16 protein-coding genes are annotated in these 17,725 nt (G+C 72.6%); 6 read left to right on the top strand and 10 right to left on the bottom strand.

The genetic code is table 11. The features are described from left to right. Positions 1-147 precede the first annotated feature (147 nt). From ABZY44_RS15715 to ABZY44_RS15705, 3 genes are all read right to left on the bottom strand, one after another. The gene (locus tag ABZY44_RS15715; protein ID WP_356653947.1) at positions 148-1,191 is read right to left on the bottom strand and encodes a zinc-dependent alcohol dehydrogenase family protein; all 1,044 of its coding nucleotides are present in this window, start codon (positions 1,189-1,191) and stop codon (positions 148-150) included. Between the two features lie 18 nt (positions 1,192-1,209). Further along, entirely contained in the window at positions 1,210-1,845 is a 636-nt protein-coding gene (locus ABZY44_RS15710; RefSeq protein ID WP_356653957.1) for a lysoplasmalogenase, read from the bottom strand. A gap of 98 nt (positions 1,846-1,943) precedes the next feature. Beyond that, the gene (locus ABZY44_RS15705) at positions 1,944-2,819 is read right to left on the bottom strand and encodes a sterol desaturase family protein (RefSeq protein ID WP_356653945.1); all 876 of its coding nucleotides are present in this window, start codon (positions 2,817-2,819) and stop codon (positions 1,944-1,946) included. A gap of 110 nt (positions 2,820-2,929) precedes the next feature. Between ABZY44_RS15705 and ABZY44_RS15700 the strand changes: the two genes are divergently transcribed. Beyond that, positions 2,930-5,989, top strand: coding sequence for an NACHT domain-containing protein (locus ABZY44_RS15700; protein WP_356653943.1), 3,060 nt, complete (start codon positions 2,930-2,932; stop codon positions 5,987-5,989). Between the two features lie 25 nt (positions 5,990-6,014). Here the strand turns inward: ABZY44_RS15700 and ABZY44_RS15695 are convergent, their stop codons facing one another. From ABZY44_RS15695 to ABZY44_RS15680, 4 genes are all read right to left on the bottom strand, one after another. Further along, entirely contained in the window at positions 6,015-7,211 is a 1,197-nt protein-coding gene (locus tag ABZY44_RS15695; protein WP_356653955.1) for an amidohydrolase family protein, read from the bottom strand. Positions 7,212-7,288: 77 nt separating this feature from the next. Then, positions 7,289-8,575, bottom strand: coding sequence for an amidohydrolase family protein (locus tag ABZY44_RS15690; RefSeq protein ID WP_356653941.1), 1,287 nt, complete (start codon positions 8,573-8,575; stop codon positions 7,289-7,291). Between the two features lie 12 nt (positions 8,576-8,587). Then, positions 8,588-9,472 (bottom strand): SDR family NAD(P)-dependent oxidoreductase, encoded by an 885-nt coding sequence (locus tag ABZY44_RS15685; protein WP_356653939.1) that lies wholly within the window; start codon positions 9,470-9,472, stop codon positions 8,588-8,590. Beyond that, positions 9,472-10,269, bottom strand: coding sequence for an acetoacetate decarboxylase family protein (locus ABZY44_RS15680; RefSeq protein ID WP_356653937.1), 798 nt, complete (start codon positions 10,267-10,269; stop codon positions 9,472-9,474). Before ABZY44_RS15680 ends, ABZY44_RS15685 begins: the two co-directional genes overlap by 1 nt. A gap of 138 nt (positions 10,270-10,407) precedes the next feature. On the opposite strand from ABZY44_RS15680, the gene ABZY44_RS15675 reads away from it, so the two are divergent. From ABZY44_RS15675 to ABZY44_RS15655, 5 genes are all read left to right on the top strand, one after another. Beyond that, on the top strand, positions 10,408-11,067 hold the full coding sequence (locus ABZY44_RS15675; RefSeq protein ID WP_356653935.1) for a TetR family transcriptional regulator: 660 nt from the start codon (positions 10,408-10,410) through the stop codon (positions 11,065-11,067). 94 nt (positions 11,068-11,161) lie between these two features. Continuing rightward, a complete protein-coding gene (locus ABZY44_RS15670; RefSeq protein ID WP_356653933.1) occupies positions 11,162-12,145 on the top strand; it encodes a DEDDh family exonuclease in 984 nt (327 codons plus the stop codon). Between the two features lie 64 nt (positions 12,146-12,209). Next, complete coding sequence (locus tag ABZY44_RS15665) at positions 12,210-12,443, top strand: hypothetical protein (RefSeq protein WP_356653931.1); 234 nt, start codon at positions 12,210-12,212, stop codon at positions 12,441-12,443. Between the two features lie 162 nt (positions 12,444-12,605). After that, entirely contained in the window at positions 12,606-13,400 is a 795-nt protein-coding gene (locus ABZY44_RS15660; RefSeq protein ID WP_356653929.1) for an SURF1 family protein, read from the top strand. Positions 13,401-13,409: 9 nt separating this feature from the next. Then, positions 13,410-14,165 (top strand): SDR family oxidoreductase, encoded by a 756-nt coding sequence (locus ABZY44_RS15655; protein WP_356653927.1) that lies wholly within the window; start codon positions 13,410-13,412, stop codon positions 14,163-14,165. A 101-nt stretch (positions 14,166-14,266) separates the two neighbouring features. Here the strand turns inward: ABZY44_RS15655 and ABZY44_RS15650 are convergent, their stop codons facing one another. From ABZY44_RS15650 to ABZY44_RS15640, 3 genes are all read right to left on the bottom strand, one after another. Beyond that, positions 14,267-15,046 carry an enoyl-CoA hydratase/isomerase family protein gene (locus tag ABZY44_RS15650; RefSeq protein WP_356653925.1) on the bottom strand — a complete coding sequence of 260 codons (780 nt, stop codon included), beginning with the start codon at positions 15,044-15,046 and terminating at the stop codon, positions 14,267-14,269. A gap of 222 nt (positions 15,047-15,268) precedes the next feature. Next, positions 15,269-15,490 carry a helix-turn-helix domain-containing protein gene (locus ABZY44_RS15645; protein ID WP_018518904.1) on the bottom strand — a complete coding sequence of 74 codons (222 nt, stop codon included), beginning with the start codon at positions 15,488-15,490 and terminating at the stop codon, positions 15,269-15,271. Between the two features lie 353 nt (positions 15,491-15,843). Further along, positions 15,844-17,442 carry an ABC-F family ATP-binding cassette domain-containing protein gene (locus ABZY44_RS15640; RefSeq protein ID WP_356653923.1) on the bottom strand — a complete coding sequence of 533 codons (1,599 nt, stop codon included), beginning with the start codon at positions 17,440-17,442 and terminating at the stop codon, positions 15,844-15,846. Between the last annotated feature and the right edge of the window lie 283 nt (positions 17,443-17,725).

Genomic DNA, 17,725 nt, shown 5'->3' with positions numbered 1-17,725 from the left:
CCTCGGTGGTTTATGTGGTGGTCCGTCGGGTTTCGATCGGGGTGGCGGTTGCCGACCGACACCTGCGTTTCCTCCCGCTGCTCCGCGCCCGGGCTGGGGGGGGGGGGGGGGGGGGGCCCCCCCCGCCCGGCCCTTCCGTGCTCCGGATCAGGGGGTGATCATCACCTTGAGCGCGCTGCGGTCGTCCATCGCGCGGTAGCCGTCCGGGACCTCGTCGAGGGTGACCGACCGGTCGAAGACGGGCGCCGGGTCGATCGCGCCGCTGAGCACGTCCGCCAGCAGCTCCGGGATGTACGCCCGGACCGGCGCGACGCCGCCGCGCAGGGCGATGTTCCGGTCGAACATGACACCGAGGTCGAGGCCCGTGCCGCTGCCGTGCGGGACGCCGACGTAGCCGATGGACCCGCCGTCGCGGGTGATGTTCACGGCGGTCCGCATGGACTGCTCGGTGCCGACCGCCTCGATGACGCCGTGGGCGCCCTGGCCGCCGGTGAGCTCGCGCACGGCCGCCTCGGCGGCCTCGCCGCGCTCGGCCACCACGTCGGTGGCGCCGAAGAGCTTCGCGATGTCCGTGCGGGCGGAGTGGCGGCCCAGGGCGATGATCCGGTCGGCGCCCAGGCGCCTGGCGGCGAGCACGCCGCACAGGCCGACCGCGCCGTCGCCGACGACGGCGACGGTCGAGCCCTTGCGGACGCCCGCGCCGAGCGCGGCGTGGTGGCCGGTGCCCATGACGTCGGACAGCGCGAGCAGCGCGGTGAGCAGGTGGTCGTCGGAGACGGCCTCGGCGGGCAGCTTCACCAGGGTGCCGTCGGCGTGCGGCACGCGGACGGCCTCGCCCTGGCCGCCGTCGTGGCCGACCGAGCCCCAGAACCCGCCGTGCTCGCAGGAGGTGTACAGGCCCTCGGAGCAGTAGGCGCAGGTGCCGTCGGACCACATGAAGGGGGCGACGACGAGGTCTCCGGCGCGCAGGCCGCCGACGGCGGACCCGGTCTCCTCGACGATGCCGAGGAACTCGTGACCGATCCGCTGGCCGGGCTGGCGCGCGGCCTCGCCGCGGTAGGCCCAGAGGTCGCTGCCGCAGATGCAGGCGCGCAGGACGCGGACGACGGCGTCCTCGGGGCGCTGGATCGCGGCGTCGGGCACCTCCTCCACGCGGATGTCGTGCGGGGCGTGGATGACGGTGGCGCGCATGGTGGTGCAGTCCTCCGGCTAGGGGGTGGGGGAGCCCTGTAGGGCTTCCTTACCGTACGCCTGCACCGGAGCGACTGCTTCCGCGGCCAGCAGGTACTGGGCGGCGAGGTACGTGGCCATGATCCAGAAGTCCGGGCGGGGCGCTTGGGGCCACTCGGCCACGCCGGTGGCGATGAGCGTGTCGGAGAGCAGGAACAGCGCCCCGCCGAGGCCCGTCCGCCACCCGAGGGCGCTGGAGCGGTACGCCATGGCCGTGAGCAGCAGGCTGTACCCGGCCACCGGGATCCGCAGCTCGGCGGGCAGGTCTCCCCAGAGTAGCGTGACCGTGGACAGCAGCGCGACGGCGTACGCGGCCCCCAGCGCGGGTCGCGTGCGGCGGCGGCCGAAGAGTACGAGGTAGCAGACGTGCCCGGCGGCGAAGGAGCCCATGCCGATCAGGAAGGCGGGATCCGCGTCGAAGAGCAGGGCCAGGTCCCCGCCCCAGCCGAAGAGCAGCGCGGCGACGAGCAGGCGCGGCGCGGCGCCCCGCGCGATCACGTGGCCGACGAGCAGCGGCATCAGCAGCGGCTTGGCGATCACGTGGCCGAGGTGCCAGCCGGCCAGCAGCGAGCCGAGGTCGAAGGCGGCGGCGAGGGCGAATGCGGCGAGCAGCACCGGGGCGGCCGGGCCGGTGCCCCGCGCCGCGGCGGGGCGCGCCCGGGAGGGCGTGCGGGAAGGCGCGTGCGCGGCGGGGCCGGGCTCCGTCCCGGCGCTCACGCGGCGGGTTCCGGAGTCTTGGCCGACTCGGCCGCCCCGGCGGGGGCGGGCTGCCAGCCGGGGCCGCGCAGGACGCGTCCGGCGCGCTCGCGCCAGCTCCGGGCGGCCCGGACGTCGCGGGCGATGGAGGCGTACTCGTGGGTGGCGACGCGCAGCGGGTTGTACGTCGCGATGTTCTTGGTGAGGCCGAAGACGGGCTTGTCGGTCTCCGCCACCCAGGAGCCGAACAGCCGGTCCCAGACGATCAGGATGCCGCCGAAGTTCCGGTCCAGGTAACCGCCTTGTGAGGCGTGGTGGACGCGGTGGTGGGAGGGCGAGTTGAAGACGAACTCGACGGGGCGGGGCAGCTTGTCGATGCGCTCGGTGTGGATCCCGAACTGGTAGACGAGGTTGACCGAGTAGCAGAAGGCGACGGCCGCGGGGTGCACGCCCAGCGCGATCATCGGCAGGTAGAACGGCCAGGAGGTGGCGCTCGTCCAGGGCTGGCGCAGCGCGGTGGTGAGGTTGAACTTGCGGCTGCTGTGGTGGACGACGTGGCAGGCCCACAGGATCCGGATGACGTGGTGGCCGCGGTGCTGCCAGTAGTACAGGAAGTCCTGGGCGAGCAGCATCAGCGGGACGGTCCACCACAGGACGGGGACGCGGAGCGGGGTGAGCTCGTAGACCGCGGTGTAGATCGCGACGATCGGGATCTTCCAGAGGAAGTCGAAGACGAGGCTGCCGATCCCCATGCCGAGGCTGGTGACGGCGTCCTTGGTCTCGTACCCGGCGGCGTCCTCGTCGGGATGGATGCGGTAGCTCACGAGCTCGATGACGGTGAGCAGCACGAAGGCGGGTATGGACCACAGCACGACATCGGGCAAGTTCGGCATGTCCGCACCATAGAGCGGGCCTCGGGGGCTCGGCTAGAGGTTGTTACCGATCGGTATCCATCGGGGTTACCGACGGTTCGGAGGATGATGTCCGGTTCGAGGGGGAGGGCATGAGGATGACGGGTGTCGAGACGGCCGCCTCACGGGTGGCGAGCGCGGTCGCGGAGGCGGCCGCGGGTGCGGGCGCGCTCACGGGTGCGGGCGCGGACGCGGCCACGGGTGCGGCCGCGAGCGCGGATGCGGCCGACCGGGCGCGGGCGCGGGCCGGGGAAGGAGGCGCGGCCCCGGAGTTACGGGGCTTCGCGCGCGAGCTGGCGGGCCGCCTGGCCGCGGCCTGCGAGGGCCTCCCGGAGCCCGAGGCCCTGGCCGCGCTGGCGGCCGCCGGCGAGGCCTTCGCCGCGCCGGGCCCGCGGGACGCGCGGACGTTCCCCGCGGCGGGGCCCGGCCCGGCCGCGGGGGCCGTGTACCGCGAGCTGGTCGCGCTGTGCCTCACCGCCGCCGCGCAGTACGCGACGCCGGCCCCTCCGACCGGGTCCGCGGCCGACGCCGGGGCGGCCTTCGAGGACCGGTACGCCCACTACGTCGTCAGGACCCAGGGCAGGGTCCAGCTCTTCGGCCTGACCTTCAGCCAGGCCCGGCAGGAATGGCCGCTGGACCTGGCCTACATCAGCCTCGCGGTCAGCGGCGGGGAGCTCCTGGAGGAGCCCGGCCTCCAGACTCCGATGAAGGCCGAACTGGCCCTGGACGCCGCGGAGCGCGTGCTGCTGCGGGGCCCGGCCGGCTCGGGCAAGAGCACCCTCGTGCAGTGGCTGGCGCTGAACGCCGCCCGCCGCAGCTTCGGCACCCAGCTGCGGAGCTGGAACAGCCTCGTCCCCTTCGTGCTGCCGCTGCGCTCCTTCAACTCCCCCACCGGACTCCCCCGCCCGGAGGACTGGCTGCAGGCGACCGGCGTGCCGATGGCCCCGCCGGCGGGCTGGGTCGAGGGCCTGCTCTCCGCGGGCCGGGCGCTGGTGCTGGTCGACGGGGTCGACGAGGTGCCGCCGTGGCTGCGCAGCCGGACGAAGTCCTGGCTCCGGGAGCTGCTCCTGGCCTACCCCGCGTCCCGCTTCGTGGTCACCACCCGCCCTTCGGCCGTCCCCGAGGACTGGCTGACCGCCCAGGGCTTCTCCTCCCTCGCCCTGCTGCCGATGGATCGCGACGACGTCGGCGCCTTCATCACGCACTGGCACGACTCCGCCCGCGCGAAGGCGGACGCCGACGGAGCGGACGACGGGGGCGGTGGCGCCGCGGACGGCACGGGCGGCGAAGGCTCCGAGCGGGCTCGGGAGCGGGACCTGCTGGACCGGTACGAGAAGGCGCTCCTCGACGCGGTCGGATCGCGCCGGGACCTCGGTCGGCTCGCGACGAACCCGCTGATGTGCGCCCTGCTGTGCGCGCTGAACCGGGACCGCCGGATGCACCTGCCCCGGGCCCGCAAGGAGCTCTACGACGCCGCCCTGGACATGCTCCTGATCCGCCGTGACAGCGAGCGGGACATCTCCGGGGTCGAGGGCGTCTACCTCAGCCGGGACGAACAGACCCTGCTGCTCCAGCGGCTCGCGTACTGGCTGATCCGCAACGGGCAGGTGGAGGCGGCGGCCGACGAGGCCATCGGGATGATCGCCGAATCGCTGGACGCCATGCCGCAGGTCAAGGCGCAGGGCACCGACCCGCAGACGGTGTTCCGGCACCTGCTGATCCGCAGCGGGCTGCTGCGTGAGCCGGTCCCGGGGTCGGTCCACTTCGTCCACCGCACCTTCCAGGACTACCTCGGCGCCAAGGCGGCGGTGGAGGCGCGGGACTTCGGCGTCCTGGTGCGCAACGCGCACGACGACACCTGGGACAACGTGGTCCGGATGGCCGTGGGCCACGCCCGTCCCGACGAACGCGCCTATCTGCTGCGCCAGTTGCTGGCGCGGGCCGACCGGTCCGAGCCCGACCGCAGCCGGCTGGTGCTGCTCGCGGCCGCCTGCCTGGAGCACGCGCCCGAACTGGACCCGGAGGTCTGGCGCGAGGTGAAGGCCCGTACGGCGTGCCTGCTGCCCCCGCGCTCCCCGGGCCAGGCCGAGGAACTGGCGAAGGCGGGCGAGCTGGTGCTGGAGCTGCTGCCGGAGCCGGACGGGCTCACCGAGGGCGAGGCGGCCGCGACGATCCGCACGGCGGCCCTGGTCGGCGGCGACCGGGCCCTCCAGGTGATCGCGGGCTTCCGCACGGACGACCGCTACGAGGCCTCGCGCGAACTGTCCGACGCCTGGGGCCGGTTCCCCGTGGAGGTGTACGCGGACACGGTGCTGGCGGACGCGCCGCTGAGCGCGGCCCACCTGCACGTGCGCACGCGCGGCCAGATGCGGGCGCTGGAGCGGCTGCGGCACGTCCGCCGGCTGCACGTCACCTGGGACGGCCCGCTCCCGCCGGAGATCGCGCGGCGCCGGGACCTGGAGTCGCTGATCCTGCACCGCAATCCACGGCTGGCCGATCTGTCCCCGCTGGCCGGGCACCCTTCGCTGCGGCACCTGGGCGTGCTGGACTGCCCGAAAGTGGCCGGGATCGAGGTGGTGGCCGAACTGCCGACGGACAGCCTCGCCTTCGGCTACCTGCGCGACTACCTGTCCCTGGCCCCGCTCGCGCGGGTGACGGGACTGCGCTCCCTGGTGATCGGCTTCGAGCCGGAGCAGCGGCGGATCGGGGACGTCCCGGCGGCGGACTCGCTGACCGAGCTGCACCTGTGGCAGGGCGCCCGGAGGATGACCCTGGACGGGATCGAGCGGTGGCCGCACGTGCGGATGCTGACGGTGGCCGGGAGCGGCCAGTACCGGCAGCTGGTGCGTTCGCTGCCGCTCCGGGGCCTGGAGGGCCTGCAGATCCGGCACGCGGCGCCGGTGTCGGCCGGGGCGCTGCTGCCCTACGAGCGGCTTGCCCGGCTCGTGCTGATCCGGTGCGCCCTGGAGGGGTCGCTGAAGCCGCTCCGCGAGTTCCGGCGGCTGCGCCGGCTGGTGCTGAGCGAATGCCTGGGGACCGTGGACCTGTCCCCGCTGGCCGGCCTGGACGAGCTGGTGATCGAGGTACGCGGGGGCACGCACGTGAGCGGGGCGGAGCGGATCCCGCCGGAGCGGCTCGTCCGCAGGGACTGAGCCGCTCCGGCGGGGAGGGAGACCGTCACCAGACCCGGACCGAGCCGCCCCGGGCGAAGGCCGGGCTGGTGGCGGCCGGCGGGACCTCCGTCAGGGGCTCCGCGATCTCCGAGACGAGGGGACCGTGCTCGGCGGCCACCGCGTCGAGGAGGCCGAGGTCGAAGCCGTACACCCGGGCCGCGTTGCCGCCGACCATGGCGGCGACCTCCTCGCGCGGCAGGCCCGCGTAGGCGATGCGCAGGCCCTCGCGGGAGAACGGGGTCGTGCCTTCGTCATGGGGGTAGTCGCTGCCCCACATGATCTTGTCGAGGCCGATCCGGTTCCTCAGCGGGACCTCGTGGGGGCGCATGAAGCTCGCTCCCACGAAGCAGTTCTCGCGCCAGACCTCGCTCGGGCCCTTGCCCATGGACTCCGCCAGGCCCGCCCCGAACTTGGCCTCGGCGGTGGCCGACGCCGCGACCAGGCGGCCGTGGTAGTAGTCCAGCATCTCGACCACGCCGGGGATCCAGCCGGAACCCTGCTCCGTCAGGACCAGCTTCAGCCCGGGGTTGCGGCGGAAGGCCCCGCCGAAGATGAGGTGCCACAGGGCCCGGTGGGAGAACCAGGTGGTCTCCACCATGAAGACGGCCCGCGCCGCCGGTTCGTCGCCGAGCGGCGGCGAGGCCGAGCCGCCGTGGTGGTTGACCGGGACGTCCAGCTCGTCACAGACCGCCCAGATCGGGTCGTAGGCGGCCGAGTAGAGCTCCGGCACGGTGGAACCGGGCGGGACGCCGGGCAGCAGGATGCCGCCGGTCAGGCCCGCCTCGCGGGTGCGGCGGATCTCCGCGACCGCCGCGTCCACGTCGTTCAGCAGGATCTGGGCCACGCCCGCCCGGCGGCCCGGCGCGTCCGCGCAGAAGTCCGCGAGCCACCGGTTGTGGGCCTGGAGCCCGGCCCAGCGCATCTCGTACTCGGCCGCCGTCGGGGGCTGGGCCATGAGGGAGGCCTTGGGGAAGAACGGCGGGATGGTGTTGGGGAAGAGGACCTCCGCGACGATCCCGTCGGCTTCGAGCTCGGTCAGGCGGCGCTGCGAGTTCCAGTTGCGGTCCGCCGTGTCCGCGAGGAGGTCCTCGTACGGGTTCACGTAGGTGGCGGCCCAGGCGTCGAAGTCCGCGTGGTGGCGCTTCTCCAGGTACGGCCTGTAGTCCAGCAGGTCGCCGCCCGCGTGGCAGTCGGCCGAGATGACGGTGTACCGGTCCTCCCCGGGCGCCGGGGCTCCGGGGGCCGCCGACGCCCCGGACGTGCCGGAGGTGCGGGAGGTCACGAGTCCACCCCCAGGACCGGGAAGTCGTTGTCCGTCAGCCAGTGCCGGCCCACGTCGCGCGAGCGCGCCCAGGAGGCTTCGACGGCCGCCTGGTCCTGGCTCTGCCCCAGCTCGGCCGGGGTGGGCCCGATTCGGCGGGCGATCGGCGCGAGCTTCCCCGTGTCGAAGCCGAAGACGTCCGCCGCGGCCAGGCCCAGCATCCGGCGCGTCTCGTCGACCGGGATGTCGTGGAAGGTGTTCTTCAGCCAGGTGCGGGTGTTCGGCCACGTCCCCTCGGGGTGTGGGAAGTCCGAGCCCCACAGGATGTTGTCCACGCCGATCTCGTAGCGCTGGGCGAGCTCGCGCCGCTTGGTGTTGGTGGCGCAGACGAACACCTGCCGGTCCAGGTACTCGCTGGGCGGCCGCTTCAGCTCCTCGAACGGCGAGAGCTTCTTGCCGCCGTGCGCGCCGAGATAGAGCCTGTCCATGAACCACAGCTGGTTCGGCAGCCACCAGCAGCCCGACTCGGCGACGCCGAACCTCAGGCCGGGGTGCCGCTCGAAGACGCCGGACCAGAGCAGGAACCACAGCGGCCGGGCGGGCCACCAGGTGACCTCGGAGACGAAGATGCCCAGGTGGTCCCCGTACTCGTGGCGCGGCGAGGACCCCGAGTGGGTGACGACCGGCATCTGCGTCTCGGCCGCCGCCGCCCACACCGGGTCGTAACGCCGGTCGTGGTAGGGCGCCTTGTCCACCCACATGGCCGGGATCATCAGGGCGCCCAGCCCGGACGCCTTGGCCCGGTGGATCTCGGCGACGACCTTGTCCGGTTCGCCGGTGATGGGCAGCAGGGCGACCCCGCAGTGCCGCTCGGGGTGCTCGGAGACGAACTCGGCGAGCCACCGGTTGTGCGCCTGCGCGCCGGCCATGCCGAGCTCGGGGTCCTGGTCGCCGGAGAGTCCGAGGCCGACCCCGAAGGGGGCGGCGGTCTGGCTGTCCACGGCGTCGGCGTCGGGGAAGACGACCTCGGCGGCCACGCCGTCGCCGTCGAGTTCCTTCAGCCGTTGCGCCACGTCCCAGCCGCCCTTGAGGCCTTCCTCGTGGTCGTGGAACCACTTCTCGGCGAAGGCCTCGTTGCGCACGCCCAGCTTGGTGGCCTCGGCGCGGCGGGCGTCGCGCTGGCCGAGGAACTCGTCGAACTGCGGATGGAAGGCGCTGTCCAGGTAGGGGCGGTACTGCTCGGTGGGCAGCCCCGCGTGGCAGTCGGAGGAGATGATCAGGTACGGGTCTTCGTACGCACTCACGAGTCAGACTCCTCAGTCGAGGATGAAGCTTTCGAGGTAGGCGGGGTTGGCGCGCTCGAGCATGGACCGCGACCGGGCGCGGATCTGCCGGTCGCTGTGCTCGCTGTCGGGCAGCATCCAGAAGCGGTCGGCGCGGATGCCGTCCACGACGTGGTCCGCGACGTCCTCGACCGGGGTGAAGTCCACCTCGTGCCCGGCCTCCTTCATGGCGGCCTCGAACTGGGCGATGCTGCGGTACGGGGACTTGCGCGGGCGCTCCTTGGCGTACCGTTCGGGACGGTTGCGGTGCGACTCCCACAGGCCGGTGCGCAGCATGTGCGGTCCGGGGAAGAGCACGGAGGCGCCGATGTCCGCGCCCTCCGCCTTGAGGTGGGCGTAGAGCGACTCGGTCATGGTGACCACGGCCGCCTTGGTGACCGCGTAGACCGAGGCGGTGGGCAGCGGGGCGATGCCGCCGTCGCCGGAGGAGGTGTTGACGATGTGGCCGGGGCCGCCGGCCGCGATCATGCGGGGGACGAAGGCCTGGATGCCGTGGAAGACGCCCCAGACGTTGACGGAGAAGGCCCATTTCCAGTCGTTGGGTTCGTGCTCCCACATCCGGCCCTCGGCGCCGGATCCCACGCCGGCGTTGTTGCAGAGCACGTGCACGGCGCCGAAGGCCTCGTAGGCGGCGTCGGCCAGCGAGATCACGGAGTCGCGGTCGCTGACGTCGACGATCTCGGCGAGCACCTCGGCGCCGTCGGCGGCGAGTGCGCCGGCCGCCTCGCGCAGCGCGCCCTCCTCCACGTCGGCGAGGACCACCTTCAGCCCCTCGGCGGCGAAGCGGCGGGCCATCGCGAGGCCGATGCCGCTGGCGGCTCCGGTGACCACCGCCACCTGTCCCGGTTCGAGCCGCATCAGACGCTCCCCTCGGGCGGTCCGTCGAGGATCTGCATCGGGTCGTCGTAGCGCTGGTGGATGTACGGGAGCAGGGCCCGGGCGCTGACGCGTTCGACGACCCTGCCCTTCTGGTCGGTGGTCTTCTCGCCGATGGTGAGTTCGACGAGGCGGCGTACGGGGAGGTCCGCGACGGGGTCGAACATCGACTCCCGGAGCACCACGTCGCCGGTGATGCGCTCCAGCTTGCGGACCTTCTCGTTGCGCGTGCAGTGCACGAGCACCGGGTCGGCGTCGAAGCCCGAACCGTCGACCGCGGGCAGGAACTTGAAGTAGAAGTCGGTCTTGGTGGTGGGCTCGGGCAGCGGCAGTTCCCGGTCCACCGCCCCGCGCACCTCCACGAAGGCGATCCCGTGCCGGGCCAGGGAGGCGCGGACGACGAGGCCGTCGCGCTCCACGGTGACCTCGCCGAGCTTCTTCGGCTCGCCGAAGACCTCGCGGCCGCCGACCAGGGCCCGCTCGTGGGTCATCGGCATGACCAGCGGGTACCAGCCCTCGACCCCGCCGTGCTGGGCGGCCACGGCCACCGAGCCGGCGCCGAGTGGGTAGCCGGGGAGGTCCACCTGGCTGATGTTGGCCCGCACCAGGGGCCGGTCGGCGGGCTTCAGCGGTGGCGGCAGGACCGCCGCCACCACGTCCGGGTCGCTCTCCCAGACGGCCACCACCCCGGTGGACCAGATGTCGGGGAGCTTGGAACTCTTCTCGCGCGACGCCGCGATCTCCGCCTCGGTTCGCGCTCCGTACCGTACGCGTGCCATCTCTCGCATCACCCTTCCGCGGGCCCCTCCCAGCGGTGGCCGGGAGGTTCTGTAACACAGTTACACCCACTCCGATGAAGGGTAAAGACCTCTGCACGGACCTGAACTGACGGATCGACAGAAAGTTGGGACGGCTCCATGGCCAGAACCACGCTGACCCGTGCCGAGGTGCTGGACGCGGCCGCCTCGCTCGTCAAACAGCACGGCCCGGCCGCCCTCACCATGCGCAAGCTCGCCGCCGAACTGGGTACGGCGGTGACGTCCATCTACTGGCACGTCGGCAACCGCGAGTCCCTGCTCGACGCCCTCGTGGAGCGCACCGTCCAGGACATGGGCGCGATCCTCCCCCAGACTCCGTCCGGGGGGACCCCCGGGGCCGACCACAACCCCGGCGAACGGATCCTCTCGGTGGCCCGGATCCTGCGCCGGGAGCTGCGCGAGCGCCCGCACCTGATCGCGATGGTGCACGAGCGCGGCCTCACCGAGCGGATGTTCCTGCCCGCGCAGCAGGCCCTGGTGCGCGAGGTGCAAGCGGCCGGCCTGCGCGGATCACGGGCCGCGGACGCGGTGCGCGCGATCCAGTTCCAGATCATCGGCTTCGTCCTGGTCGAGCGCAATCGCGAACGCTCCCCGGCCCAGTCCCCCGCCGAGAGCGAGCTGTGGGACCCGGCCGACGCCCCGCACGACCCGCCGCTGGCCCGCGCGCTGGCCCGGCCGGCCGACCTGGAGCGTCTCTTCCTGCTGTCCGTACGGGCTTTGGTCCAGGCCCTGCTGACACCGCCCGGGCCGCCACGGTGAATCGCCGCTCCGCGGGGGCGGCTGCCGGAGAGGCGGACGGGGAGGCCGTCGTCGCGGGCACGGGTGTCGGCGCGGCCCGATATCCTCTGTGACCATGCTCGCCGACCGTACGACCGCAGAGACGACGTGGCCGACCGCGTACCCGCAGGGGTACGCGGTCGTCGACGTGGAGACCACCGGGCTCGCTCGCGACGACCGGATAATCTCCGCCGCCGTCTACCGGCTCGACGCCCAGGGCAACGTGGAGGACCACTGGTACACGCTGGTCAACCCGCTCCGCGACCCCGGACCCGTGTGGATCCACGGTCTGACCAGCGACATGCTCCAGGACGCCCCGCTCTTCAAGGACATCGCCGAGGAGTTCGCCGGCCGGCTCGCCGACCGCGTCCTGGTCGCGCACAACGCGATCTTCGACTGGCAGATGATCGCCCGCGAGTACGCGCGGGCCGCCGCGACCGCCCCGGTCCGCCAGCGGCTGTGCACCATCGCCCTGTCGAAGGAACTGAACCTCCCGCTGCCCAACCACAAGCTGGAGTCGCTCGCCGCGCACTTCGGCGTGGTCCAGCAGCGCGCCCACCACGCCCTCGACGACGCCCGCGTCCTCGCGGAGGCCTTCCGCCCCTCCCTGCACGCGGCCGCGCGGGACAACGTACGGCTGCCCCTGCTGGAATGCCGCGCGCTGACGGAGTGGTCGGACTCCCCCGTCACCCCGCGCGTCGGGTACCAGTCCCCCTACGGCGGCTCCGGCGGGGGATCGAGCTGGCGGCCCGCGCGCAGACGTCCGCCGTGCCCGCACCCGAACCCGGGCCGGTACACGGACGGCGCGCCCCTCAAACAGGGCATGCGGATCGCCTTCTCCGGTGACACCTCGGTGGACCGGGAGCTGCTGGAGGACCGCGCGGTCGAGGCGGGTCTGCACATCGCCACGAGCCTGTCGCGGCTCACCAGCCTGCTCGTGACGAACGACCCGGACTCGGCCACCTCCAAGACGGTCAAGGCGAAGGCCTTCGGGACGCCCGTCGTCGACGAGGCGGCCTTCACCCAGCTCCTGCGGGACGTGGCTGCGGCAGACGGGTGAGCGTCGGGCGACTCGCCCGGCGCCCCCTTTCCCGGCCCGCCGGTCGGGTCGCACCCTGTGGCCCATGGCACGTTGCGAAGTCTGCGGAAACGATTACGGCATGTCCTTCGAGGTTCATGCACAGGGAGCGGTGCACGTCTTCGACTGCTTCTCCTGCGCCATTCACCGCATGGCGCCCATCTGTGAACACTGCCGGGTCCAGATCATCGGGCAGGGCGTCGAGGTGGAAGGCCAGTGGTTCTGCGGAGCGCACTGCGCCCGCGCCGAGGGGAAGGCGGGCATCACGGACCGGGTCTGACCCCGCCGCGCCGGGGGACCGCGCCCGCCCGTCGCCCCCGCCTCCCCCCTCGCCCTTCCCTCTCCTCCCCCGCGCTCCCCCTGCTCCCTTCCCCCGTCCGCCGCGACCCCGGACGGCCACCCGGCCGCCGGGGTCCTCGCCGCTGGGGGTACCGTCGTGGGCGTGTACCGCTTTGTGCTGACCCGGCAGTGGGTGTGCCTCACCCTCATCGGCCTCGCCCTCGTCCCCGCGATGATCAAGCTGGGTTTCTGGCAGTTCCACCGCCACGAACACCGGGTCGCGCAGAACGAGCTGATCGCGGCGAACCTGCGCGCGAAGCCCGTACCGATGACCGAGATCACCTCCCCCGGCCACGTCGTCCCGCGCGCCGATCTCTGGCGCGCCGTGACCGCCACCGGTACGTACGACTCCGCGCACGAGGTCGTCGTCCGCATGCGCACCGCGACCGACGACAAGGTCGGCGTCCACGTCCTGACCCCGCTGGTGCTGGCCGACGGCCGGGTGGTGCTCGTCAACCGCGGCTGGGTCCCGGGCGGCGACGACCCGCGCGCCTACCCGGCGGTCCCGGCCGCGCCGGCCGGCGAGGTGACGGTGACCGGGCGGCTGAAGGCCGACGAGACGAGCGGCGGCAGCGGGATCAAGGACCGCAAGGGCCTCCCCGACCGCCAGGTGATGCTGATCAACAGCACGCGGCAGGCGCAGTACCTGGGCAGGCCGGTCCTCGGCGGATACCTCGAACTCACCTCCCCCGTACCGGCGGACGGGAAGCCCGAGGCGGTCGCCGAGCCCGACCACGACTCGATCGGCCCGCACATGGCGTACGCCGTGCAGTGGTGGCTCTTCACCTTCGCGGTGCCGGTGGGCTGGATCGTCCTCGTGCGGCGCGAGAAGCGCGACCGTCAGGAGGCGGCGGCCGCCTCCGCGGCCGCCGAGCGGGAGTCCGTACCGACGGCGTAGCGTGTCGGCATGGATCTTGGACTGAAGGACCGCGTCTACGTCGTCACCGGCGCCACCAGGGGCCTCGGCCACGCCTCCGCCCGCGAACTGACCGCCGACGGCGCGAAGGTGGTGCTGACCGGCCGGGACGCGGCCCGCGCCGAGTCCGCCGCGGCGGAGCTGGGCCCCAATGCGGTCGGTGTGGCCGCCGACAACGCCGACCCGCAGGCCGCCGTCCGCCTCGTCGCAACGGCCCGTGAGCGCTTCGGCCGCTTCGACGGCATCCTCATCAGCGTGGGGGGCCCGGCGCCCGGTTCGGCGGTGGACAACACCGACGCGCAGTGGACGGCCGCCTTCGAGTCGGTCTTCCTCGGTGCGGTCCGCCTCGCGCGGGCGGCCGCGGCGGAGCTGGGCGAGGGCGGCGTCATCGGCTTCGTCCTGTCGGGATCGGTCCACGAGCCCATCCCGGGCCTCACCATCTCCAACGGCCTGCGGCCGGGCCTGGCCGGCTTCGCGAAGTCCCTCTCCGTGGAACTGGGCCCGCGCGGCATCCGCGTGGTAGGCCTGCTGCCCGCCCGCATCGACACCGACCGGGTGCGCGAGCTCGACGCCCTGTCCGGGGACGTGGCCGCGGCCCGGTCCCGCAACGAGTCCGGGATCCCGCTGCGGCGCTACGGCACCCCGGAGGAGTTCGGCCGCTCCGCCGCCTTCCTGCTGTCCCCGGCCGCCTCGTACCTGACCGGCGTCATGCTCCCGGTCGACGGCGGCTCCCGCCACGGCTTCTGACGCGGACGGGAGCACGTCTCCCGCGTCACCCGCCGCGCCCGGCGGCGGGTGACGCGGAGCCGGGCGCGGGCGGCCGGGGACGCCGTCAGCCGGAGAGGCCGTCAGTCGGAGAGGCCCGCGAGATCGCGGAGGCGGCGGGCCTGGGCGGCGCGCTCGGCCGCGCGCTGCTCGTCGTACGTCCGCGACCCCGCCGCACGGAGCAGCGCCTTGGTCTCGATCACCGCGTCCCGCGGCGGGGCCAGCAGGGCCGTGGCGAGGTCCTTCACCGCCGCGTCGAGCTCGTCCGCCGGGACCACGAGGTTCGCGAGGCCGACCCGCTCCGCCTCCTCGGCGTGCACGAAGCGGCCCGTCGCGCAGATTTCGAGCGCGCGGGCGTAGCCGACCAGCCCCGTCAGCGGCTGCGTGCCGGCGAGGTCCGGGACCAGGCCCAGACCGGTCTCGCGCATGGCGAACTGCACGTCGTCCGCGACGACGCGCAGATCGCACGCGAGGGCAAGCTGGAAACCGGCACCGATCGCGTGCCCCTGTACGGCGGCCACGGAGATGATGTCGTTGCGCCGCCACCAGGTGAACGCTTCCTGGTACTCGGCGATGGTCGAGTCGAGCAGTTCGTCCGAACCGCGCGCCAGGTCGATGAACGACGGCTCGCCCTCGAAGCCTTCGGGGGTGAATGCCTGCCGGTCGAGCCCTGCGGAGAAGGACTTCCCTTCGCCGCGCAGCACGACGACCCGGACGGTGCCCGGCAACGACCGTCCGGCCTCCGCCAACGCCCGCCAGAGCGCGGGGGACTGGGCGTTTCGCTTGGCCGGATTGGTCAGTGTCACCGTGGCGAGCGTGTCGTCGACGGTGAGCCGTACGCCGTCCTTGTCGAGCAGAGCCATCTGGGTGCCTCCGGGCTGTGCGGTCGGTCGGCCGCGATCTCGGCCTAAGTGACTGCACAGTAACCACCCGGTCGGCCATGGAACCGACCGGGGGTCACCGAAGGCGGTGGAACCTCACTGCAAGTGAAACCGGAACCGCAAGTGGAACCCGGACCACTGGGGGAACGGGAACCGGTGGAGCTCAGTACGGAGAGACCGATGGATCCACGGGGGAACCGTCGCTCAGGCCGTAGCCGCCTTCTTGCCGCGCGTCGCGCCACCGCGACCTCGCAGCGTGACTCCGGACTCGCTGAGCATCCGGTGGACGAATCCGTACGACCGGCCGGTCTCTTCGGCCAGCGCCCGGATACTCGCACCGGAGTCGTATTTCTTCTTCAGGTCTGCCGCGAGCTTGTCACGCGCGGCGCCGGTTACCCGGCTGCCCTTCTTCAGAGTTTCGGCCACCCGTGCCTCCTCTATGGGAAGTGCGCTCTGGACTTCTCATGATCACCCCTCCCCGGCTTCCTGGCCACCCATTCAGCAAGGTCCGTACGACGGCATTTCCCACGGGGTGGACACCCGAGCAGAACGGAATCTCCCGCTCCGCTGCATGACCTCCGTCACATTCCCTCTAGTCCGGGTCGAATCACCAGGTCAGAGGCAGTGACGGGAGACGAAGAACCCCGGTCGCGCATCCGTGCGGATGCGGCCGGGGACGTCCTCGCATGCGGAACCGGTATGAGACCGTCTCACTCAGATGATGGATCACACCTGAGCCGAATGATCCATAAGCAACTGGATCACCCCGCGGAAGCGGATCAGGCGAGCGACACGAGGTCCCGGTAGTCCGGGCCCCAGAGGTCCTCGACGCCGTCCGGGAGCAGGATGATCCGCTCCGGCTCCAGCGCCTCCACGGCGCCCTCGTCGTGCGTCACGAGGATGACCGCGCCCTTGTAGGTGCGCAGCGCGCCGAGGATCTCCTCGCGGCTGGCCGGGTCGAGGTTGTTGGTGGGCTCGTCGAGCAGCAGCACGTTCGCGGAGGAGACGACCAGGGTGGCCAGGGCCAGACGGGTCTTCTCGCCGCCGGACAGGACGCCCGCGGGCTTGTCCACGTCGTCGCCGGAGAAGAGGAACGAGCCGAGCGTCTTGCGTACGGCGACCAGGTCCAGGTCCGGCGCCGAGGAGCGCATGTTCTCCAGGACGCTGCGCTCCGGGTCCAGGGTCTCGTGCTCCTGGGCGTAGTAGCCGAGCTTGAGGCCGTGGCCGGGGACGACCGAACCGGTGTCGGGCTTCTCCGTGCCCGACAGCAGGCGCAGCAGCGTGGTCTTGCCGGCACCGTTGAGGCCGAGGATGACCACGCGCGAGCCCTTGTCGATGGCCAGGTCGACGTCGGTGAAGATCTCCAGCGAGCCGTACGACTTCGACAGGCCCTCGGCGGTCAGCGGGGTCTTGCCGCAGGGCGCCGGGTCCGGGAAGCGCAGCTTGGCGACCTTGTCGGAGACGCGGACGGCATCGAGGCCGGCGAGCAGCCGGTCGGCGCGCTTGGCCATGTTCTGCGCGGCGACCGTCTTGGTGGCCTTGGCGCGCATCTTGTCGGCCTGCGAGTTCAGCGCCGCGGCCTTCTTCTCGGCGTTCTGGCGCTCGCGCTTGCGGCGCTTCTCGTCGGCCTCGCGCTGCTGCTGGTAGAGCTTCCAGCCCATGTTGTAGACGTCGATCTGGGCGCGGTTGGCGTCCAGGTAGAAGACCTTGTTGACGACGGTCTCGACCAGGTCCACGTCGTGGGAGATCACGATGAACCCGCCGCGGTAGTTCTTCAGGTAGTCGCGCAGCCACACGATCGAGTCGGCGTCGAGGTGGTTGGTCGGCTCGTCGAGGAGGAGCGTGTCGGCATCCGAGAAGAGGATCCGGGCGAGCTCGACGCGGCGGCGCTGACCGCCGGAGAGGGTGTGCAGCGGCTGGCCGAGGACCCGGTCGGGCAGGCCGAGGGCGGCCGAGATGGTCGCGGCCTCCGACTCCGCGGCGTACCCGCCCTTGGTGAGGAACTCGGTCTCCTGGCGCTCGTACTGGCGCATGGCCTTCTCGCGGGTGGCGCCGGAGCCGGTGGAGATGCGCTCCTCGTTCATCCGCATCTTCTTGAGCAGGACGTCGAGGCCTCGTGCGGAGAGGATCCGGTCGCTGGCCAGGACGTCGAGGTCGCCGGTGCGGGGGTCCTGCGGGAGGTAGCCGACCTCGCCCGAGCGGGCGATGCTGCCGCCGGCGGGCGTTCCCTCGCCCGCGAGGCACTTGGTGAGCGTGGTCTTGCCGGCACCGTTGCGCCCGACGAGACCGATGCGGTCGCCCTTGGCGATACGGAAGGACGCGTTCTCGATGAGGATGCGGGCGCCGGCGCGCAGCTCGATGCCGGTGGCGGTGATCACGGAAATACTCCAGAGCGGGTGGGGACGGCGGAAGGGGGGCAGGACGCGATGCTTCTACGCCGCTAATCCGCGAGGAGATTTGCCATGGGAGTCATTCTACCGGGGATGCGCAACCACTTTCGGGCCCGGCCGCCCCGGGCGGGACCGGGTGCGGGCCCTGTTCCGTGTCACCCGTGCGGCCCAGCGGGCACGTCCGGCGGCCGAGGGGCGTATGAGGGCGAACGGGTCGATACTCGCCGCAGGGGTGGGCAAGGCTCCTCGGCTGTGCGGATGGAGGGCGGTG

The organism is Streptomyces sp. NPDC006544, assembly GCF_040611715.1.
Taxonomy (GTDB): Bacteria; Actinomycetota; Actinomycetes; order Streptomycetales; family Streptomycetaceae; genus Streptomyces.
The sequence above is the reverse complement of the archived record's forward strand: the minus strand, read 5'-3'. Positions and strand labels throughout refer to the sequence as shown.